General features: G+C 63.8%; 17 protein-coding genes. 13 read left to right on the plus strand and 4 right to left on the minus strand.

Features of this window, described 5'->3' with window-relative positions; genetic code table 11:
* Nucleotides 1-11: 11 nt before the first annotated feature.
* Nucleotides 12-1,589 (plus strand): FAD-dependent oxidoreductase, encoded by a 1,578-nt coding sequence (locus tag J1M86_RS09245; protein ID WP_206510020.1) that lies wholly within the window; start codon nt 12-14, stop codon nt 1,587-1,589.
* A gap of 26 nt (nt 1,590-1,615) precedes the next feature.
* Nucleotides 1,616-2,269: a Rid family hydrolase gene (locus J1M86_RS09250; RefSeq protein ID WP_206510021.1), complete on the plus strand. Its 654-nt coding sequence runs from the start codon at nt 1,616-1,618 to the stop codon at nt 2,267-2,269.
* On the opposite strand, the gene J1M86_RS09255 is transcribed toward J1M86_RS09250, so the two are convergent.
* The 4 genes from J1M86_RS09255 to J1M86_RS09270 form a co-directional block, all read right to left on the minus strand.
* Nucleotides 2,192-2,887 carry a nucleoside/nucleotide kinase family protein gene (locus tag J1M86_RS09255; RefSeq protein WP_206509610.1) on the minus strand — a complete coding sequence of 232 codons (696 nt, stop codon included), beginning with the start codon at nt 2,885-2,887 and terminating at the stop codon, nt 2,192-2,194. The genes J1M86_RS09250 and J1M86_RS09255 overlap by 78 nt on opposite strands.
* Before the next feature lie 45 nt (nt 2,888-2,932).
* On the minus strand, nt 2,933-3,670 hold the full coding sequence (locus tag J1M86_RS09260) for an aspartate/glutamate racemase family protein (RefSeq protein ID WP_206509611.1): 738 nt from the start codon (nt 3,668-3,670) through the stop codon (nt 2,933-2,935).
* Between the two features lie 9 nt (nt 3,671-3,679).
* The gene (locus J1M86_RS09265) at nt 3,680-5,239 is read right to left on the minus strand and encodes an NCS1 family nucleobase:cation symporter-1 (RefSeq protein WP_206509612.1); all 1,560 of its coding nucleotides are present in this window, start codon (nt 5,237-5,239) and stop codon (nt 3,680-3,682) included.
* A gap of 123 nt (nt 5,240-5,362) precedes the next feature.
* Entirely contained in the window at nt 5,363-6,079 is a 717-nt protein-coding gene (locus J1M86_RS09270; protein WP_206509613.1) for a GntR family transcriptional regulator, read from the minus strand.
* Between the two features lie 111 nt (nt 6,080-6,190).
* Between J1M86_RS09270 and mftE the strand changes: the two genes are divergently transcribed.
* The 11 genes from mftE (at nt 6,191) to J1M86_RS09325 (ending at nt 20,656) form a co-directional block, all read left to right on the plus strand.
* Entirely contained in the window at nt 6,191-6,868 is a 678-nt protein-coding gene (mftE, locus tag J1M86_RS09275; RefSeq protein WP_206510022.1) for a mycofactocin biosynthesis peptidyl-dipeptidase MftE, read from the plus strand.
* A 103-nt stretch (nt 6,869-6,971) separates the two neighbouring features.
* The gene (mftF, locus tag J1M86_RS09280) at nt 6,972-8,369 is read left to right on the plus strand and encodes a mycofactocin biosynthesis glycosyltransferase MftF (protein WP_075839704.1); all 1,398 of its coding nucleotides are present in this window, start codon (nt 6,972-6,974) and stop codon (nt 8,367-8,369) included.
* Entirely contained in the window at nt 8,366-9,829 is a 1,464-nt protein-coding gene (gene mftG, locus J1M86_RS09285; protein ID WP_206509614.1) for a mycofactocin system GMC family oxidoreductase MftG, read from the plus strand. Before mftF ends, mftG begins: the two co-directional genes overlap by 4 nt.
* A gap of 80 nt (nt 9,830-9,909) precedes the next feature.
* Complete coding sequence (locus tag J1M86_RS09290; RefSeq protein WP_206509615.1) at nt 9,910-11,202, plus strand: transcriptional regulator; 1,293 nt, start codon at nt 9,910-9,912, stop codon at nt 11,200-11,202.
* 109 nt (nt 11,203-11,311) lie between these two features.
* Nucleotides 11,312-12,835 carry an aldehyde dehydrogenase family protein gene (locus J1M86_RS09295; protein ID WP_206509616.1) on the plus strand — a complete coding sequence of 508 codons (1,524 nt, stop codon included), beginning with the start codon at nt 11,312-11,314 and terminating at the stop codon, nt 12,833-12,835.
* On the plus strand, nt 12,835-13,410 hold the full coding sequence (locus tag J1M86_RS09300) for a DUF779 domain-containing protein (protein ID WP_241259742.1): 576 nt from the start codon (nt 12,835-12,837) through the stop codon (nt 13,408-13,410). Before J1M86_RS09295 ends, J1M86_RS09300 begins: the two co-directional genes overlap by 1 nt.
* Nucleotides 13,411-13,515: 105 nt before the next feature.
* Nucleotides 13,516-15,150, plus strand: coding sequence for a GMC oxidoreductase (locus J1M86_RS09305; protein WP_241259743.1), 1,635 nt, complete (start codon nt 13,516-13,518; stop codon nt 15,148-15,150).
* A gap of 217 nt (nt 15,151-15,367) precedes the next feature.
* Nucleotides 15,368-16,807, plus strand: coding sequence for an ethanolamine permease (gene eat / locus J1M86_RS09310; protein ID WP_206509617.1), 1,440 nt, complete (start codon nt 15,368-15,370; stop codon nt 16,805-16,807).
* Nucleotides 16,804-18,216 carry an ethanolamine ammonia-lyase subunit EutB gene (locus tag J1M86_RS09315; RefSeq protein WP_206509618.1) on the plus strand — a complete coding sequence of 471 codons (1,413 nt, stop codon included), beginning with the start codon at nt 16,804-16,806 and terminating at the stop codon, nt 18,214-18,216. The genes eat and J1M86_RS09315 overlap by 4 nt, the downstream gene beginning before the upstream one ends.
* Entirely contained in the window at nt 18,213-19,001 is a 789-nt protein-coding gene (gene eutC, locus J1M86_RS09320) for an ethanolamine ammonia-lyase subunit EutC (RefSeq protein ID WP_075839706.1), read from the plus strand. Before J1M86_RS09315 ends, eutC begins: the two co-directional genes overlap by 4 nt.
* 32 nt (nt 19,002-19,033) lie before the next feature.
* Entirely contained in the window at nt 19,034-20,656 is a 1,623-nt protein-coding gene (locus tag J1M86_RS09325; protein WP_206509619.1) for an AMP-binding protein, read from the plus strand.
* Nucleotides 20,657-20,752: the final 96 nt, after the last annotated feature.

The following is a 20,752-nucleotide window of genomic DNA, read 5'->3' on the forward strand; positions in this document are numbered from 1 at the left end:
GGAGATCGTTCATGCGTGGCCTCGGTGTCACAGGTGGTGCAGGACTTGCCTACGGAGCGATGTCGTCGATCGGTCTTGCACCGTCGGCCGCAGCGGCGCCCAAGCGGTTTCAGTCGCCTGCGATGGCCGACCTGATCGGAAGGGTCGAAGGAAGCCCGAAAGTCGTCGTCCTCGGCGGCGGGCCCGCTGGTCTCTGCTCAGCGTACGAGCTGCAGAAGGCCGGATACGCAGTGACGATCCTCGAGGCGCGGCAGCGGCCGGGCGGGCGAGTGTGGTCCATCCGCGGTGGGGCCGAGGAGACCGACCTCAATGGGGAGACCCAGAAGTGCACCTTCTCCGACGGACACTTCTACAACATCGGCGCAACACGAATCCCGCAGAGCCACATCACGATGGACTACTGCAAGGAACTCGGCGTCGAGTTGCAGACATTCGGCAACCAGAATGCGAACACGCTCGTCAACTACAAGAGCGGCACTGCGTTGAATCAGCAGTCGGTGTCCTACCGCGCGGCCAAGGCCGATACCTACGGCTACATGTCGGAGTTGTTGCAGAAGGCCACCAGCAGAGGTGCTCTCGACGACGTCCTGACGCCCGACGACAAGGACGCCCTGTCGGAGTTCCTGTCCAGCTTCGGAGACCTCTCCGACGACGGACGCTACATCGGGTCCACCCGTCGTGGATACAGCTCGGAGCCGGGTGCAGGCCTGAACTTCGGCGACGAGACCAAGCCCTATGGAATGTCCGACGTCATCCAGAGCGGCATCGGACGAAACTTCAGCTTCGAGTTCGGCTACGACCAGGCGATGCTGATGTTCAGCCCGGTGGGGGGCATGGATCGGATCTACTACGCGTTCTCCGATGCCATCGGTGCCGACAACATCGTCTACGGCGCCGAGGTCACAGCACTGAAGAACACCTCCGACGGGGCGACGGTGGAGTACGTGAAAGATGGATCCGCGGAGTCGATCTCAGCCGACTACGTCATCTGCACGATCCCGCCCGCACTCGTCACGCGGCTCGAGAACAATCTGCCGGCCGACGTGCTGCTCGCGCTGAAGTCAGCCAAAGCGACACCGTCCGGAAAGCTCGGTATCGAGTACTCGCGGCGATGGTGGGAGACCGACGAGCGCATCTACGGTGGCGCCAGCAACACCGACATGGACATATCCCAGATCATGTTCCCGTACGACCACTACAACTCCGATCGCGGTGTCGTCGTCGCCTACTACAACACGGGCAAGCGTCATCAGGCGTTCGAATCGCTGACCCACAAACAACGTTTGGCCAAGGCCGTCGCCGAAGGATCGATGATTCACGGCGACAAGTACACCAAGGACATCAGCTCGTCGTTCTCCGGCAGTTGGCGCCGCACGAAGTACTCCGAGAGTGCGTGGGTGTCCTGGGCCGGGGCCGGCGACTCGCACGGCGGTGTCGCGACGGCCGAATACTCCACGCTCCTGAAGCCCGTAGAGCACATCTACTTCGCGGGCGATCACCTGTCCAACGCCATCGCCTGGCAGCACGGAGCCTTCACCTCCGCGCGCGACGTGGTCACCTCCATTCACGAACGCGTCACCGCGTCCTGATCTCTGTTCGTTCTCGAAAGGAAAATCTGATGTCCAAGAACACACGTTCGTTCGCTGCCGCCCTCGCAGCCGGAGCCATCCTGTTCACTGCGGCCTGCTCGTCGGATTCGGACGCGGCGCCCGCAGGCACCGAATCCGACCCGGGGGCCCGATCGGTCATCGAGCCGGGTGAAGCGAATCCGATGATCGCGCAAGGCGTCGAGATCTCCGGTGATGCAACGGTCTACAAGTCCAGTGGACTCGGACCGACCGCGCTGAACGAGGAGGCGGCGGAGGGAAGTCCCGAGTCGTACATCGACACCGAACAATTCTCGGGTGGCACCCTGCCGTCCGGTGTCACTGTCACCGAGGCTCAGGGAATCGGCGTGCTGAAGAAAATTCGCGACAACCTCGAAGGCCAGGGTTATGCGCTCGAGGATGTCGTGTCGATGCGGGTGTTCCTCGACAATGCGCCCGGAACCGATCGTGCCGACTATGCGGGGTGGAACCGCGCCTATCGCCAGTTCTTCGCGAACACCAATCTCGATACCGACGAGACCGAGCTCGTGCCGATGGGGACTGCCGAGCCCGCAGCCCCGATCGAGCGTAATTCTGCACGACCGTCACGGTTCGCCCTCGAGGTCGCCTCGCTTCCCGTGCCGGGGTGGCTTGTGGAGGTCGAGGTGGATGCGGTGAAGTGACGGTTCTGGCGGAGCCGTGATCGCCAGATCTGCACGGTGAGCCGTGGACGCGACGAGCGCGGCATTATCCTCGTCGCTGCCGTGCGCCCACGCCCGGGCTTCGAGGTCCGTCTTGCCGAACAGGCTGTGCCGCTCGACCAACCGCTCTCGACGGACATCGTCGTCGATGTCGAGGTACCACACCTCGTCCATCGCTGCGCGGGCGTCCGGCCAGTGACCCGAGTCGAGTAGGAGGTAGTTGCCCTCGGTGACGACGAGTGGGACGTCAGCTGATACCGCGATACCGGCAGCGATCGGTTCTTCCAGCGCTCGGTCGAAGTACGGCGCGTACACGATGCCCGTGGTCTGTTGCGCGAGCCTGCGCAACAGGTGTGCGTAACCGGCCGCATCGAAGGTCTCCGGTGCGCCTTTGCGTGAGCGCAGGCCCAACTGGACAAGCGCGCGCTCGGCGAGGTGGAAGCCGTCCATCGGCACCAGAATCGCCGTCTCCGGTCCGAGTGCTGCGACGATGGCTTCGGCGAACGTCGATTTTCCCGCTCCGGGCGCGCCCGCGATACCGAGGATGCTGCGGCCGGGGCGCCCGGCCATCTCCGTAGCCCGTGCAATGAACTCGTCCACTACTCGACCATAGGCCCGGTGCCCAGGCGGGGGCGCGTCGACCACCTATTGGGAGCCGTCTCCGAATCCTGCCAGCAGTCCCGTGTAGCGCTTGGGGAGCGGGGTGGCGTATTCGTTTCTCTTGCCAGTGCGCAGCCCCATCGTCACGAGCGATTGCACGATCAGTGTCGCCGCGGCCACCCCGTCCACCACCGGCACTCCGATTTCCGAGGAGATGTGCTCGCACAGGTCCGCCATGCCTGCGCAGCCGAGGACGATCGCGTCGGATCGGTCCTGTTCGACGGCGTCGCGGCAGGCCTCGGTGATGATCTTGCGGGCGTCGGGATCTGTCTCCAGTTCGAGAACCGGTATCTCACATGCGTGCACGCCGCCGCACCGCTGCGACATCCCGTAGTGGGCTACCAGATCCCAAGCACGACCGGTGGTTCGTTCGAGTGTGGTGACGACGGAGAAGCCGCGTCCGAGGAAACTCGCGGCGTGCATGGCAGCCTCGGCGATTCCGACGACCGGTCCGCGCGCCGCCTCGCGTGCGGCGTCCATTCCGGGATCACCGAAGCACGCGATGACGTAGCCGTCGGCGTTGCGCTGCTCGCCGAGTGCTATTTGTTCGAGGATGCCTGGAACGCTGAGCGCCTCGTCGACGTGCGATTCGATGGAGGCCGGCCCCATCGTCGGAGTGACCGCCTCGACGCGTGTGCCCGGGCCTGCGACGGCCCGGGCACACTGTTCGATCGTGGCGGTCATCGACGCCGTGGTGTTCGGGTTGATGACCGTGATGAGCACGTGCGCGTCCTATGCCTTCGCTGGGGTGTCGAGATGGTTCGTCACGGCGAGCCGGGTCCTGGTGGCCAGCACGTGGTAGAGCGCGAAGCCGACACCGCAGCCGATGAACCAGCTGTACTTCGAGACCGTCGACATACCGGCGATTTCCATGCCGTCGATAGCGCCGTTGAACAGCACCGGGAACATCGCGAGCAGAGCGCCGACGATGGTTGCGTAGACTGCGGCGGGGTTGTAACCCTTCGAGTACCAGTACTTTCCGGTCGGCGACATCGTGAACATATCGTCCACGTCGACCTTCTGTTTGCGCACCAGGTAGTAGTCGGCGATGAGCACACCGAACAGCGGCCCGATGAATGCGCCGAGTGTTTCGAGGGTGAGGTGAATGACCGCCGGATTGTTGTACAGGTTCCACGGCGTGATGAGGATCGAGCCGACGGCCGCGATCATTCCGCCTGCGCGCCAGCTGATCTTCTGTGGGCTGACGTTCGAGAAGTCGAAGGCCGGGGAGATGAAGTTGGCGACGATGTTGATGCCGATGGTGGCGATGGTGAAGGTCAACGCGCCGAGCACGATTGCGAAGGTGTTGTCGATTCGGGCGACGGTTTCCACCGGGTCGGTGATGAGCTCGCCGAACACGGGCAGCGTCAGGGACGCGGTGACGACGACCAGGATGGAGAAGACGAGGAAGTTGACGGGAAGTCCGAGAAAGTTGCCCTTCTTCACTGCCGCATAGGATTTGCCGTAGCGGGAGAAGTCGCCGAAGTTGAGCATCGGGCCGGAGAAGTAGGAAACGACAAGAGCGATCGCGCCGAGCATCACCGGTACCGCACCGAATCCGGTGTACTGGACATCGCCGAGGGTCAGATCGATTGCACTCCAGCCGGCCTTGTAGATCAGGTATCCGCAGAGAATGAACATCACCACGTAGACGGCGGGGCCGCAGAAGTCGATGAACTTGCGGATCGATTCCATTCCGCGCCAGAACACCGCGGCCTGCAGTACCCACAGAAAGAGAAAGCTCACCCAGCCGAGCGCGGACAATCCGGCGAATCCGTAGTCCGCTGTGATCGCATAGGGCGCGAGGGACGGAAAGAGTTTGATGAGAACGATATCGAGTGCGGCCGATGCCAGAAATGTCTGAATTCCATACCAGGCAACGGCGATGAGACCGCGAATGATCGCTGGAATGTTGGCGCCGAGGACGCCGAAGGATACGCGACACATCACGGGGTAGGGGACTCCCGTGGCCTGGCTCGGTTTCGCGACGAGATTGCAGAAGAAGTAGACGATGGAGATGCCCACGAGAAGGGCGACGAGGACCTGCCAGCTGGCCAGTCCAAGCGCGAACAGGCTTCCCGCAGTGACATATCCGCCGACGGAGTGCACGTCGGACATCCAGAATGCGAACAGATTGTACGAGGTCCACGACTGCTTCTTCAGTGGAGCGAGGTCTTCGTTGGTCAGTCGCGGGTCGTAGCTGTCCTTGATCAAGCCGCCGCCGACCGGATGGCCTGCGGCCTCGATCAAGTCGCCGGTCTGCGTCTCCGGGGTATTCGCTGTTTCTGTCATCGATGCTCCTGATGCTCGCGAAGTGCGTATCGAACGGTCCCCGTCATGGCGCGAAGACCGGCGAAACAAAAGGTAGCGACGAAGTATTGCCCCTGCGTGACGGAATGGATATATCTTTTGCCGTCAGTCGGGCGGTGATTCCGCGAGTAGTCCGGATTCCGACGATATGGACGAAATGACCGAGTTCAAGCGAGTCGAATGCTCCTGCGCGATGAGTAGCAGAGCGTCCGCGTCGCGCGCCAGAAACGCTTCCAGCATGGTGCGATGGTCGGAATGCAAACTCGCACGGTCGGAACCGGCCACCTGCACCATCGGCTGCACCGGCTCGGTGATGTTCCATGCCGCATCCAACATGTGCAGCAACCGCTTCATCCTCGACGGACGGGTCAGCGACATGTGGAATTCTCGGCTGCGACGGTGGTACTCACGCGGGTCGTCGGCCGTGATGGCCTCTTCGAGAAGGCGATCGGCTTCGATGGCTCGCGCCCGATCTTCGTCGGTGGCAAGTTCCACGGCCGTCGCGAGCGCTGCGGTTTCGAGTACCTCTCGGACGACGTACATCTCATGGAGCTCGGCCGAAGTCAGCTGTGCCACTGTGTATCCGAGATTGGGACGATGGTCCACCAGCCCTTCGCCTATCAGAGTTTTCAGCGCTTCGCGAACCGGAATGCGACTGACGCCGAAGATCTCCGCGACCTCGTCTATCGGGACGGGTGTGTTGGGTGGGGCGTCACCGGAGAGGATCACCCGTCGTAGTTCGTCGAGTATCTTCGGCTGCCGTCCGCCGGGTTCGGCAATGCTCAACTTTGCAAGGAGTACCGATCGCCGACGTGGGGGCATGAGAGTCCTTTCGAGGAACGCACTGCACGCTAGCCCGGCCGTGTTTCGTCCGTGTGAAGCTGTGGGAAGACGCACTCCGATAGCATCGTTGTGGTGTCCTCGACCGAATCCATGCCCTTGGGCGAACACACGTGCTCGCAGGTGCGGCGAGAGAGAACCGTCGCCGTCCCGCTCGGTGCGTTCGAGCAACATGGACCCCATCTGCCGCTCGACACCGATACTCGGATCGCCGAGGCGCTTGCACGCAGACTGCCCGGCACCGTTCTCGCGCCGTCGATCGCCTACGGGGCGAGCGGCGAGCACGAGGGCTTTCCGGGGACCATTTCCATCGGTAGCGACGCGTTGCGGACGATTCTGGTCGAGTACGGCCGCTCGGCCTGCCGGTGGGCCGAGCGCGTGCTGTTCGTCAACGGTCATGGCGGAAACCTCGAGACACTGATTTCTGCGGTGACGCTACTGCGCTACGAGGGACGCGAGGTCGCCTGGTTGCCGTGTGCGGTCCCCGGCGCCGATGCGCATGCGGGTAGAACCGAAACCTCGCTGCTGCTCTGCCTTTCACCGGAGGTCGTGGACTTCGCTCGCGCCGAGGTCGGGAACACCGATCCCATCGAGGAGTTGCTCCCTCGCCTGCGTGCGGGCGGCGTCGCGGCGGTTGCGCCGAACGGGGTACTGGGCGATCCTCGCGGTTCCACCGCAGCCGAGGGGGCGGCGATCCTGGCCCAAATGTGTGCGCGAAGCATCGCTGCGCTGGGGCGATGGCAGCCCAACTCGAACGGAATGTTGGCTTGATCGACCGGTCTGCAAAAGGCCACCAAAACGGACGTAAGGTATGTTTCATAAATTCTCCGGCGCTGGCGAACACTTCGGCACGTTGTCCGTTTACCATCGTCTGATGGGTCAAGGTCGGTTGCCCGACGGCTTCGGGGTGCGAGTGGACCCACGTGTACGTACTTACTCCGACGGACGTGTCCTCATCGGCGGTTCGCCGAAGCGCATGCTCACCCTCGCGCCCACCGCGGCGGCCATGATCGGCGACGGATTCCTCGAGGTCACCGACTCGCAGTCGGCGCTCGTCGCGCGCAAGCTTCTCGACTCCGGCGTCGCCAATCCGCGACCGATGTCGATTCCGTCGCCGCGCGATGTCACCGTCGTGGTCCCCCTCAAGAACAACGCTTCGGGCCTGGTTCGGTTGCTGCCGGCCCTGCACGGTCTCGATGTCATCGTCGTCGACGACGGTTCCGACGAGCCGGTGACTGCACCGACTATCGCGTGGCCGGTCGGTGGCGTCACCGTCGTCAGGCATGAGGTCTCCCGCGGTCCAGCGGCTGCGCGCAACACCGGACTACGCAGTGCAAGAACTGATTTCGTGGCGTTCCTCGATTCCGACGTGGTTCCGCGCAAAGGATGGCTCGAGGTGATGCTCGGGCACTTTTCCGATCCCGCGGTCGCCCTGGTTGCCCCGCGCATCGTGGCGCTCGAGCCGGAGGGCAATGCGCTCGCCCGGTACGAGCACGCTCGATCCTCGCTGGATCTGGGCCGCCGCGAGGCCGCGGTGCGGGCCGGCAGCTCGGTGTCCTATGTACCGAGCGCGGCCATGCTCATTCGCCGCCAGGTGGCACTCGAGTGCAACGGCTTCGACGAGTCGTTGCACGTTGCCGAGGACGTCGACCTGTGCTGGAGACTTCAGGAAGCCGGCTGGCGGCTGCGCTACGAACCCGTCGCGCACGTCGCACACGATCATCGGGTGACGTTCGGGCGGTGGTTCGGGCGCAAACTGTTCTATGGCACCGGTGCGAGCCCCCTCGCTGATCGGCACCCGGGGATGGTGCCGCCGGTGTCGATGTCGCCCTGGACACTGGTGGCCTGCCTGCTCGCCGCAAGCTTCACCAAACTAGGCCTGTTGGGCGCTCTCGCGACCCTTGCCGTGACGATCGGCCGGCTGCGATCGATGTTCGCCGGGCTCGACCAGCCCACCCGCATCGCGGCAATCCTGGCCACCGAGGGCTTCGTCGGCGGCCTGTGGCAGTTGGCCTCGGCTCTGTGTCGTCACTATTGGCCCATCACGTTGATCGCGGTGGTGTTGTCGAGTCGAATTCGCAAGATCGCTCTGGGTTTTGCTGTGGCCGAGGCGATGTCGGATTGGTACAACCACCGCGAGCTGGGTGGTCTCGATCCGGTTCGATACGCCTTCTTCAAGCGTATGGACGACATCGCGTACGGTACCGGCCTGTGGGTGGGGGCCTTCGAGGGGCGCAGCCTTCGAGCGCTGACACCCCGAATGGATACATGAGGGCTTCACGCGACCCGGATGTGCGCGACCCGGATGTGATCGTCGTGGGGGGTGGGTCCTGTGGATCGGTGGTGGCGGCACGGCTCAGTGAAGATCCGGACTGCACGGTCACCGTCGTCGAAGCGGGTCCAAGTTTTCGGTCGGCGGCGGAGTTTCCACCCGAGGTGATGGACGCGCGCGTGCTGCCTATCGGCCCGGGCAGTGGGTGGGTGGATTCCTACGCCGCGGAACTGACGTCCGCTACGGTGCGCACGGTCTCTCGGGGGCGCATCATGGGCGGCTCCGGCGCGATCAACGGGGCCTACTTCATCCGCGCACGCCCCGCCGATTTCGACGCCTGGCCGTCGTCCTGGTCGTTCGGCGATGTCCTTCCGTACTTTCGCGCACTCGAGTGCGATGTCGATTTCCGTGGCTACGTCCACGGCGCAGCCGGTCCCGTGCCGGTCTCGCGCGCAGCGAGAGCATCGTGGTCGAGGTTGACAGAGAGCTTCGTCGGTGCGGCGCTCGCGGCCGGCTTCGAGTACGACGCGGACAAGAACGACCCCGGCCCGAGCGGGGGCGTAGGTCCGGTTCCGCGCAACACGATCGATGGCCGAAGAGTGAATGCCGCACTGGCATACTTGATTCCGGTGATGGGACGCCCCAATCTCGAGGTGCTCGGGCGAGCGACTGCCCTGAAGGTGGACATCGAGGGTGCTCGCGCGAGCGGCGTGACCATCACTCGGGATGGTGTTCTCTCGCGGTTGCGCGCGAACAGGGTCGTTCTGTGCGCCGGTGCTGTGCGGACGCCACAGCTGATGATGCTCTCCGGCCTCGGTCCGGCGAAAGAGCTTCGACGCCATGGCATCTCCGTTGTTCTGGATCACTCTCATGTCGGCCGCGGATTCAGTGACCATCCGGAAGTCGGTGTCTACTATCGACCTTCGGTCTTCGATACGTCCGGTGTCTGCTCCTCGCCCATCGAGGCTGTGCTGCACGTCGACGATCTCGAAATCCGTCCTTACGCAGCATCGTTCGACAGGTTCATCGCGGGTCTTCCCGCGGGCGATCCTATGGTGGGAGTCGGACTCATGCGACCGGACAGTCGCGGTGACATCACGCTCGCATCCGGGGATCCTTTCGACTCTCCGCGGGTTCGCTACCGCTATCTCGAGTCGGTCTCGGACAGGGCAGCACTCGAGCGGGGGGTCGATCTCGTTCGAGAACTTCTGAATGGCTCGGCCGCCTCCGTCGATGTACGGCCGGAGGAGGCGCTGGGGACCTCGCTGCATCTTTCCGGCAGTTGCGCCATGGGTGAGGGCGACAGCGTTCTCGACGAACGGTGTCGTGTGCGCGGCATCGACGGGCTCCACATTGTCGACACCTCGGCCTTTCCGCTGGTCCCCTCGCGGGGTCCGCACGCGACGGCGATCATGCTCGCCGAGCGGGCATCGGGGTTCGTCCGGGAGAACCCGGTCTAGATGGTGACGTGGGGTGGGCATTGCGGCCCCTGTGAGCTGCGTTACAGTAGGGGGAACGCTCCAGAAGGGGTAATTGGGTGATGACTGCAAGTGCGCCGAGACAAGGCAATCCCTGGGTCGCTGTTCGCCCTGGTGACGACGTCGATCTCCTCGCTCGCCGGGTCTCGACCGCTCACCGCTCGTTCGTCGAGGACAGGTCGTCCTCCGGCAATGTTCGGTCGGTCATCCTCGACTCCTGGCTCCGTAGCCGGATCAAGGGAGTCGATCCGGATGGCGGTAGCGAGCAGCCCGCGCTCTCGGGCGCCGAATTGGATCGGTATCGCGACGCCCACCCCATGGCGATCATCCGGCCGGTCATCCGGAAGCTGCTCGTCGAGGATGCCGCCGAAACCGGACTACTGGTCGCCATCTCCGACGCGGACGGTCGGCTGCTGTGGGTCGAGGGCGATACCGCGGCGAAGGATCGTGCGTTGTCGATGAATTTCGCCGAGGGAACGGACTGGAGCGAGGAAAGCAAGGGCACCAACGCGCCCGGCACTGCCCTCGCCGTCGACCACTGCGTACAGATCTTCGCGGCCGAACACTTCACGCGCACGGTGCACGAGTGGAGTTGCTCCGCAGCTCCCGTGCACCACCCCACCAGCGGGCACATTCTCGGAGCGATCGACATCACCGGCGGACCGCGCGTGGCCGTCCCCGAGGTGCTCTCGCTCATTCGGGCCACAGTGGCTGCCGCCGAGTCGGAACTGCGCGTGCACCTGATGAATTCACCGAAGTCTTTGGGAGACACCGCGCCACGTCTCGAGGTCCTGGGCTCCGGGCGGGCAGGTCTGGTGCGCGGCAGCGGCCGCCTCCCGCTGTCGCAGCGGCACGCGGAGATATTGCTGCTGCTGGCCGATCATCCCGAAGGGCTCAGCTCCGACCATCTTGCGGTGTTGCTGGACGAACAGGAACTCGATTCGGTGACCATCCGTGCGGAGATGTCGCGACTGCGCAAGACGTTCGGCTCCTCGGGACTTGCGTCGCGTCCCTACCGGCTGGTGGGGGAGCTGACCTCCGATGTCGGCGATATCCGTCGTGCCTTGGATCGAGGAGACGTCGAGTCTGCGCTGCGCATCTACACCGGGCCGGTACTACCGGGTTCCTCGGCACCGGGCATCGAGGAGATCCGCGAGGAACTGCGTTCTCGGGTTCAGGCCGCGCTGCTGCGGGTCGGCGATCCGGTGCTGCTGGCGCAGTGGACGTCGTCCATCCACGGCCGCGCCGACATCATCGCGTGGGAAGCCTACCGCTCGACGCTGAGCCGAGATTCTGCACTGTACGGCCAGGTCAGCGCCCGGATAGACCTTCTCGATCGGCAACTGGGCGTCTGAGCTTTTCCTGCACGCGGTGCAGCAACGTAGATGCAACGTTGCAGACTCTAGTGTTCTGAATCACACACAGTCACATCGAAGCATGTGTTGATCAGGAGGAGTCACCAAGATGACCGTCTACGCCCGTCCAGGTACCGCCGATTCCGTTATGTCCTTCCAGCCGCGTTACGAAAACTGGATCGGGGGCGAATGGGTGCCGCCGGTCAAGGGACAGTACTTCGAGAACCCCACCCCCGTTACCGGCGAGAACTTCTGCGAGGTTGCTCGTTCGACGTCCGAGGACATCGAACTCGCACTCGATGCTGCACACGCAGCGGCACCCGCCTGGGGCAAGACGTCTCCAGCCGAGCGCGCAGTGATCCTCAACAAGATCGCCGATCGCATCGCCGAGAACCTCGAGTCAATCGCCCTTGCCGAGTCGTGGGACAACGGCAAGCCGATTCGCGAAACACTCAACGCCGACATCCCGCTGGCCGTCGACCACTTCCGCTACTTCGCCGGATGCATCCGTGCGCAGGAAGGCTCGCTGTCCCAGATCGACGAAGACACCGTGGCGTACCACTTCCACGAGCCCCTCGGCGTGGTCGGTCAGATCATTCCTTGGAACTTCCCGATCCTCATGGCCGTCTGGAAGCTCGCCCCCGCGCTGGCGGCAGGAAACGCGATCGTCCTCAAGCCCGCAGAACAAACACCGGCATCGATCCTGCACCTGATTTCGATCATCGGCGACCTCCTGCCGCCCGGAGTCCTCAACATCGTCAATGGATTCGGTGTGGAGGCCGGCAAGCCGCTCGCCTCGAGCCCTCGTATTTCGAAGATCGCGTTCACCGGTGAGACCACCACCGGACGACTGATCATGCAGTACGCCTCGCAGAACCTGATTCCGGTGACCCTGGAACTGGGCGGAAAGAGCCCCAACGTCTTCTTCTCCGATGTGCTCTCCGCCAACGACGACTACCAGGACAAGGCGCTCGAAGGCTTCACGATGTTCGCGCTCAACCAGGGCGAGGTCTGCACGTGCCCGTCGCGCTCGCTGATCCAGGCCGACATCTTCGACGAGTTCCTCGCTCTCGCCGCCATTCGTACCAAGGCCGTCCGTCAGGGTGATCCGCTCGACACCGAGACCATGATCGGTGCGCAGGCATCCAACGATCAGCTCGAGAAGATCCTCTCGTACATCGAGATCGGCAAGGGCGAGGGCGCTCAGGTCGTGACCGGCGGCGAGCGCGCACAGCTCGGCGGCGATCTCAACGGTGGTTACTATGTTCAGCCGACCATCTTCACCGGCAAGAACAACATGCGCATCTTCCAGGAGGAGATCTTCGGACCGGTGGTGTCGGTGACCTCGTTCAAGGATTACGACGAGGCGATCTCGATCGCCAACGACACCCTCTACGGGCTCGGTGCGGGCGTCTGGTCCCGTGACGGTGGCGTCGCGTACCGCGCTGGACGTGACATCCAGGCAGGCCGGGTGTGGACGAACACTTACCACCAGTACCCCGCGCACGCAGCCTTCGGCGGGTACAAGCAGTCCGGCATCGGGCGCGAGAATCACAAGATGATGCTCGATCACTACCAGCAGACCAAGAACCTTCTCGTCAGCTACGCCCAGAAGGCTCAGGGCTTCTTCTGATGAGCGACGGTCCGGCTTCGGCTCCGCCGTCGCGTCTACGGGCCACCGCCGAGGCGATGGAGCTACTCCGTCGCCTCGGCGGTATTCACGGGGAACTGATGATGCATCAGTCCGGTGGATGCTGCGACGGATCATCGCCGATGTGTTATCCCACAGGCGAATTCATTGTTGGAGACCGAGACGTGCTGCTGGGTCTGTTGGATCTGCGTCTCGGCGTCGGCGAAGTGTCGCAGTCCCTCCCCGAGGGTGCGGATGCGGTGCCGGTCTGGATCTCGGGCTCGCAGTTCGAGGCATGGAAACACACGCAGATGATCCTCGACGTCGTACCGGGCCGCGGATCAGGCTTCTCGTTGGAAGTGCCCGAGGGCCTTCGCTTCCTGAGCCGCGGAAGGGCCTTCACCGAGGACGAAACCGAGCTGCTTGCTCTCGACCCACCTCTGCTGGGCGCCGACTGGGAGCAGGGCCGCCGCCCGGCGGTGCCGGGTGAGGCCTCGGTGGTCGCCGAAGCTGCCGATGCCTGCCCGGTTCCGGGTTCCACACCACAACCGCCACTGGATGTGACAATCACAACTTGACGTAACTCTGCGTAGACAGATACCGGCCGTTCGTTGATTCTTGGACGGCAGAAATCGCATCGAAGTCTTTTCGGCGGTTCGGGTTTGTCTATGGCGGGGGCGTGCATGGAAATCAGTCGCAGGCGATTGCTTCAAGCGAGCGCAATCATGGGGTTGGCCGGTGCGTCTTCGCTGCTGGCCGGTGGACGCCAGGTCGGCGCGGAACCTGTGCTCGGCGCGGCTTATCGGACGTTCGTCCCAGAGTTGTTCGACACGCCTCGTCGAGCGCCCGCGCACTCGGAAACGATCGTCATCGGGTCGGGCTTCGGTGCTGCCGTCGCGGCGCTGCGGCTTGCGGAGTCCGGTTCGGCGGTCACTGTGCTCGAACGTGGCGCGCAGTGGCCGCTCCATCCTCGGCGCCAGGTCTTCGCCAACGATTTCGCGCCGGACGGGCGGGCGTTCTGGCGTCGAGGCGGACTCGCACCGTTGACTGGACTGCCCAAAGTGCCGACCGATCTGTTCGGCGGAGTTTTCGACGTCACCGAGCACGGCTCGATCGATGTATGGCGGGCAGCTGCCGTCGGCGGCGGGTCTGTGGTTTTCACCGGAGTCATGATCGCGCCGGAGCGCAGATTCTTCGACGCGGTCTTCGGTTCCACCGTCTCCTACGACGAGATGACTTCGATCTACTACCCGCGGGTGCGCTCGGCGTTGCGTTTGTCGACCATGCCCGAGGATGTCTATCGGTCCGTTCCGTTCACGCATTCGCGGATATGGGACGAGCAGGTTCGACTGGCGGGTTACTCGCCATCACGAATCGACGGAATCTGGAACTGGGATGTGGTGCGCGCGGAGATCTCCGGGGCCTCGCGCCCATCCGCGATCGTCGGTGAATCGAACCTCGGCAACTCGAACGGGGCCAAGTTCGATCTGACTCAGAACTACCTCGCCGATGCCCAGCGCACCTCTCGCGCAACGATTCACGCCAGACACGAGGTCACCTCGATCGGGCGTGCATCCGACGGCCGATACGTACTCGAAGTCGACGTTCTCGATCCCGCAGCCATCGCGGTCGAATCTCGTACCCTCACTTGCGATCGACTCTTTCTCGGTGCCGGATCGATGGGCACATCCGAGCTACTCGTCACAGCCCGGGACACCGGAGCATTGCCCCGGTTGAACGAGCACGTCGGGCAAGGTTGGGGAACCAACGGCGACGCCGCTCTCGTCCGCGGCATGAGTCCCGAGGGCAACGGACTGGTTCAGGCCTCGCCGTCGGCCTCGCGCATATTCGACGAGTCGGGAGCGCCAGTTACGCTGGAGAACTGGTATGTACCAGGCTCACCCATCGATATGTCTCTCATCGGATCTCTTGGAATGGTGCTCGATCCGACTCGCGGAGAGTTCGTCTACGACCGCGATACAGGCGCGACACGGTTGCGCTGGCCCGAACGCGGCAACAGCAATGTCGAAGAAGCGTTGCGCGCGGTACACACTCGGATCGCTCACCGGTCCAACATCGGCGTCGGATTCCCGATGCTCGGTGTGCCCGACGTCAATGCGACCTTCACCGCCCACCCTCTCGGCGGTGCCGTACTGGGACGAGCAACCGATGCGTTCGGTCGCGTGATCGGGTACGACGGTTTGTATGTCGTCGACGGTGCACTCGTTCCCGGTAGTACCGGAGCGGTCAATCCGTCTCTGACGATTGCCGCTCTCGCGGAGCGAAACATCGAGGAGATCATCGCAAGCGGACGATGACATGAAAGACGGTGACTCGAAAACACCGGTAGCGAAATTCACGATTCCAACACGTCTGCCCCTACTTGCGAGCATCATGGACAGCGGCAGTTCCGAATCGCTCAGCGTTCGCCGTAATTCGCCCGTCATGTGTCCATGACCCGGCGCTTACACCGCGGGCCTATCTTGAGTCGATCGTTCAACCCGCAAGTAAGTATCTCGCTTCGAGAGGCCGGCAATGTCCGTCGAAAAACCAGCAATCATCCATCACGGCGGTGCCGACTCCCATGTGGAGGGCAGCGACTACCTGGCCAAACGTCAGTTGAAGAAAGGCACTGCCGGGTGGGTGCTGCTTGCCGGGCTCGGCGTCAGCTACGTCATCTCGGGTGACTACTCGGGGTGGAACTTCGGGTTGGAGCAAGGCGGGTTCGGCGGGCTCCTCATCGCCGCTGTGGTCATCGCAGCCATGTACCTGGCGATGGTCCTCGGTATGGCCGAGATGTCCTCGGCACTTCCGGCCGCCGGTGGCGGCTACACGTTCGCTCGAAGAGCGCTCGGTCCGTGGGGCGGATTCGCCACCGGCACGGCAATTCTCATCGAGTACGCGATCGCACCCGCGGCCATCGCGACGTTCATCGGGGCGTACGTCGAATCGCTCGGACTGTTCGGAATCACCGACGGTTGGTGGGTCTATCTTGCGGTGTACGCAATCTTCATCGGTATCCACTTGTCCGGTGCCGGCGAGGCATTGAAGATCATGTTCGTCATCACCGCCATCGCGCTCGTCGGTTTGGTAATTTTCGCCTTCGCCGCCCTCGGTCAGTTCGAGGCATCGAACCTCACCGACATCGCGCCCGGCGACGCCGCCGGCGCGTCGGACTTCCTCCCGTTCGGTTACCTGGGTATCTGGGCTGCCGTTCCCTTCGCAATCTGGTTCTTCCTTGCCATCGAGGGTGTGCCCCTCGCTGCGGAGGAAGCGAAAGACCCGAGCAAGAACGTGCCGCGGGGCATCATCGCCGCGATGGTCATCCTGCTGATCACCGGTGCGACCGTATTGATCCTCGTCACGGGAGCCGGCGGGGCACAGGCGATGCAGGATTCGGGCAACCCACTCGTCGAGGCGCTCGGCGACGGGACGGCGGCGACGGTGGTCAACTACATCGGTCTGGCCGGACTGGTCGCGAGCTTCTTCTCGATCATGTACGCGTACTCGCGTCAATTGTTCGCGCTCTCGCGGGCCGGGTACCTGCCGAATGTCCTGTCGATCACCAACTCACGCAAGGCGCCGACGCTCGCACTCGTCGTCCCCGGCGTCATCGGCTTCCTGCTCTCGCTCACCGGACAGGGCGCGATGCTGCTCAACATGGCCGTCTTCGGGGCCGCGGTGAGCTACGTTCTGATGATGGTCAGCCACATAGTGCTGCGCCGCCGCGAGCCGCACATGGAACGCCCGTACCGCACACCGGGAGGCGTCGCCACCACGAGCTTCGCCCTGGTCATCGCTGCGCTGGCTGTCGTGGCAACCTTCCTCGTCGACAGTACGGCTGCGCTGTGGTGCCTCGGTGTCTTTGCCGCATTCATGCTGTACTTCGGCATCTACAGTCGGCACCACCTCGTCGCGAACTCGCCCGACGAGGAGTTCGCTGCACTCGCGGAAGCAGAAGCCGAACTCGAATGAGCATCTACACACAGCAGGTGTCGGGAACCACCTACCGGTTCGACGGGTTGGTGGAGCTGATGGCGAAGGCGACGCCGCTGCGATCCGGGGACGAGTTGGCCGGGTGCGCAGCGGAGTCCGACGCCGAACGAGCCGCGGCCCAATGGGTGCTGGCCGATATCTCCCTCGATGTGTTCCTGCACGATCTCCTCGTACCGTACGAGAGTGACGAGGTCACCAGGCTGATCGTCGACTCGCACGATCGGGCAGCGTTCGAACCGATCTCGCATCTGACGGTCGGCGGCCTTCGGGACTGGCTGCTGAGCGTTGCGGCATCACCGGATTCTGCATCGGTGCTGCGGTCGGTGGCCGCAGGCCTGACGCCGGAAATGGTTGCGGCGGTGAGCAAGATCATGCGGAATCAGGATCTGATCGCGGTCGCTCGCGCCGCCGAGGTGACCTCTGCTTTCCGAACCACGATCGGATTGCCGGGAACGCTCAGCACCCGGCTGCAACCCAATCATCCGACCGACGATCCCCGCGGCATCGCCGCCGCCACCCTGGACGGGTTACTGCTCGGGTCCGGCGATGCCGTCATCGGAATCAATCCCGCTACGGATTCGCCACACGCCACCTCGGACCTGCTGTACCTGCTCGACGAGATCCGTCAACGCTTCGAGATCCCGACGCAGTCGTGCGTTCTCTCCCACGTGACGACGACGATGGAACTGATCGACAAAGGGGTCCCGGTCGATCTCGTGTTCCAGTCCGTCGCCGGCACCGAAGGCGCCAATTCCGGTTTCGGAGTGCATCTGTCGCTGCTTCGCGAGGCCAACGAGGCGGGGCGGTCGCTGCACCGCGGAACCGTCGGCGACAATGTCATGTACCTGGAAACAGGCCAGGGATCCGCACTCAGTGCCGGTGCGCATCTCGGGACGGGTGGCAGACCCGTCGATCAGCAGACACTCGAGACGCGGGCGTACGCGGTGTGTCGCGATCTCGAACCGTTGCTGGTCAACACCGTCGTGGGCTTCATCGGACCCGAATACCTCTACGACGGAAAGCAGATCGTTCGCGCTGGACTGGAGGATCACTTCTGCGGCAAGCTTCTCGGCCTGCCGATGGGGGTGGACGTCTGTTACACCAACCATGCCGAGGCCGACCAGGACGATATGGACACGCTGTTGACGCTGCTCGGAACGGCCGGTGTTGCATTCGTCATCGCCGTTCCCGGCGCGGACGATGTGATGCTCGGATACCAGAGCTTGAGCTTCCATGACGTCTTGTACGTCCGGCAGGTGCTGGGTCTGACACCGGCGCCAGAGTTCGCTGCCTGGCTCGATCGTCTCGGCATGGTGGACGCACGCGGCAGAATCCTCGAGGTCGACGCCCCGGGGTCACCACTGCGAGCTCTGACGGGGTCGAGATGAGCGAGAACAGCCCGCACACGCAATCAGCGGACTTCTGGGACGAACTACGCCTCAGTACCCAGGCGCGCATCGGGCTGGGACGGGCAGGGGACTCGTTGCCGACCCAGCGCGTACTGGAGTTCAGATCGGCGCATGCCGCAGCACGCGACGCGGTACACATGCCGCTCGAAACCGATGCGTTCGCAGCAGAGATCGAACGGGTGGGCATCGGCGCCCCCATTGCGGTGACATCCCAGGCGAACTCGCGGGCGGAGTACCTGCGCAGGCCCGATCTGGGCAGGGTGCCCGAGGATCTGTCGGCCATCTCGGCGGGCGAGTTCGACCTGGGATTCGTTCTCAGCGACGGTCTTTCACCGCGAGCGCTGATGGATCACGGTGCGCCCATGCTCGAGGCGTTGGTTTCGGAACTGTCGCAGACGTACACGTGCGCTCCACCGGTGATCGCGACTCAGGCCCGGGTCGCGCTCGGTGATCACATCGCCACCGCGATGGGGGTCCGCACCGTCGTCGTTCTCATCGGCGAACGCCCCGGCCTCTCGGTGGCGGACAGCCTCGGGATCTATCTGACGCACCTGCCCGGGCCGGGGAAGTCCGATGCCGACCGCAACTGCATCTCGAACATCCATCCTCCGGACGGTCTGGGGTATCGGCAATCGGCGAAGATCGTGGCCGGTCTCGTCGCGGGCGCACGCAAGTTGGGCAGATCCGGCGTCGCCCTGAAGGACACTTCGCGGGCGGACACGCTCGATGCTTCGGCTGGTGGGAACACCCCGATTCGGGGGTAGTCGGCGGTGACGGGCGTCACTACCCTGGGGGCATGGAGTCTCTGAGCTATTCGTCCGGTCCGTCGTCCACGCCGCTGTTGACGGAGACGATCGGCGCGAACCTCGACCGCACGGCAGCCGAGCACCCGGGCCGAGATGCACTGGTCGATGTTCCGTCCGGTCGACGGTGGACGTATTCGGAGTTTCTCGCCGACGTCGAACTGCTCGCCGCCGGATTGCTCGTTGCGGGCGTCGGCACCGGCGACCGCGTCGGCATATGGGCGCCCAATTGCCCGGAGTGGGTCCTCACGCAGTACGCGACGGCAAAGATCGGCGCGATCCTGGTCAACATCAACCCGGCCTACCGCACCCACGAACTCGGGTTCGTTCTGAAGCAGGCCGGGGTGTCGCTGCTGCTGTCCGCGCAGGAGTTCAAGGGCTCGGACTATGCAGCCATGATCGAGGAGGCTCGCACCGACGCGCCGGCGCTGAGGCAGGTCGTGTTCGTCGGAAGCTTCGGGTGGGAGTTGATGACCGATCGAGGTCACCGCGCCCTCGCCGAGAATCCACGGATGGTTGCCGAGGTGCAGGACCGATTGACCGCGGACGATCCGATCAACATTCAGTACACCTCGGGCACTACCGGCTTTCCCAAGGGCGCGACATTGAGTCACCGGAACATCCTGAACAACGGTTACTTCGTCGGAGAACTCTGCCACTACACCGCTGACGATCGGGTGTGCGTCCCGGTGCCCTTCTACCACTGCTTCGGCATGGTGATGGGCAATCTGGCCTGCACTTCGCACGGTGCAGCGATGATCATCCCCAGCCCCGCATTCGATCCCGTCGCGACACTGGAAGCCGTCCAGACCGAGAAGTGCACTTCGCTGTACGGGGTGCCGACGATGTTCATCGCCGAGTTGGCGGTGCCGGAGTTCGAGTCCTTCGATCTGTCCACCCTGCGTACCGGAATCATGGCGGGCTCGCCGTGCCCGACGGAGGTGATGAAGCAGGTCATCGAGCGGATGGGCATGACGGAGGTGTCCATCTGTTACGGGATGACCGAGACCTCCCCGGTGTCGTTGCAGACGCGCAGCGAGGACACCATCGAGCAGCGAGTATCGACAGTCGGTGCGGTGGGACCACACCTGGAAGTGAAGATCGTGGACCCCGTCGACGGTTCGACTTCGGCGCGCGAGGAGTCCGGGGAACTTTGTACGCGTGGGTATTCCGTGATGCTCGGGTACTGGGAGCAACCGGACAAGACCGCCGAGGCGATCGACGACTCGGGGTGGATGCACACCGGCGACATCGGGGTCATGGACGAGCTCGGCTACGTCAGCATCACCGGTCGCATCAAGGACATGGTGATCCGCGGCGGCGAGAACATCTACCCGAGGGAGATCGAGGAGTTTCTCTACACACACCCGGACGTCCTCGACGCACAGGTCGTCGGGGTTCCCGACGACAAGTACGGCGAGGAGCTGATGGTGTGGATCCGGATGCGAGAGGGCGCCGAGCCGTTGACCTCCGACAGCGTTCGAGCTTTCGCCGCAGGCAAGTTGGCGCGCTACAAGATTCCCCGGTACGTCCACATCGTCGACGAGTTCCCGATGACCGTCACCGGGAAGGTGCGCAAGGTCGAGATGCGTGAGCGATCGATGGATTTGATCTGACTATGCACAACGTTGCCGTTCGTTCACAGCACAAGCTTGGGTTGTAAACGAACGGTCGGGTTGTGACAACGGCTCGAGCGATACTGGACCCATGAC

This window comes from Rhodococcus sp. KRD197, from assembly GCF_017168235.1.
Taxonomy (GTDB): Bacteria; Actinomycetota; Actinomycetes; order Mycobacteriales; family Mycobacteriaceae; genus Rhodococcoides.

What these genes read in the sequence shown, in the direction of transcription:
- J1M86_RS09290 (WP_206509615.1), top strand. Translation starts at nt 9,910, where the DNA reads ATGACTGCAAGTGCGCCGAGACAAGGCAATCCCTGGGTCGCTGTTCGC.
- J1M86_RS09245 (WP_206510020.1), top strand. Translation starts at nt 12, where the DNA reads ATGCGTGGCCTCGGTGTCACAGGTGGTGCAGGACTTGCCTACGGAGCG.
- mftG (WP_206509614.1), top strand. Translation starts at nt 8,366, where the DNA reads ATGAGGGCTTCACGCGACCCGGATGTGCGCGACCCGGATGTGATCGTC.
- J1M86_RS09265 (WP_206509612.1), bottom strand. Translation starts at nt 5,239, where the DNA reads ATGACAGAAACAGCGAATACCCCGGAGACGCAGACCGGCGACTTGATC.
- J1M86_RS09295 (WP_206509616.1), top strand. Translation starts at nt 11,312, where the DNA reads ATGACCGTCTACGCCCGTCCAGGTACCGCCGATTCCGTTATGTCCTTC.
- J1M86_RS09315 (WP_206509618.1), top strand. Translation starts at nt 16,804, where the DNA reads ATGAGCATCTACACACAGCAGGTGTCGGGAACCACCTACCGGTTCGAC.
- eat (WP_206509617.1), top strand. Translation starts at nt 15,368, where the DNA reads ATGTCCGTCGAAAAACCAGCAATCATCCATCACGGCGGTGCCGACTCC.
- mftF (WP_075839704.1), top strand. Translation starts at nt 6,972, where the DNA reads ATGGGTCAAGGTCGGTTGCCCGACGGCTTCGGGGTGCGAGTGGACCCA.
- eutC (WP_075839706.1), top strand. Translation starts at nt 18,213, where the DNA reads ATGAGCGAGAACAGCCCGCACACGCAATCAGCGGACTTCTGGGACGAA.
- J1M86_RS09300 (WP_241259742.1), top strand. Translation starts at nt 12,835, where the DNA reads ATGAGCGACGGTCCGGCTTCGGCTCCGCCGTCGCGTCTACGGGCCACC.
- J1M86_RS09305 (WP_241259743.1), top strand. Translation starts at nt 13,516, where the DNA reads ATGGAAATCAGTCGCAGGCGATTGCTTCAAGCGAGCGCAATCATGGGG.
- mftE (WP_206510022.1), top strand. Translation starts at nt 6,191, where the DNA reads ATGCCCTTGGGCGAACACACGTGCTCGCAGGTGCGGCGAGAGAGAACC.
- J1M86_RS09270 (WP_206509613.1), bottom strand. Translation starts at nt 6,079, where the DNA reads ATGCCCCCACGTCGGCGATCGGTACTCCTTGCAAAGTTGAGCATTGCC.
- J1M86_RS09325 (WP_206509619.1), top strand. Translation starts at nt 19,034, where the DNA reads ATGGAGTCTCTGAGCTATTCGTCCGGTCCGTCGTCCACGCCGCTGTTG.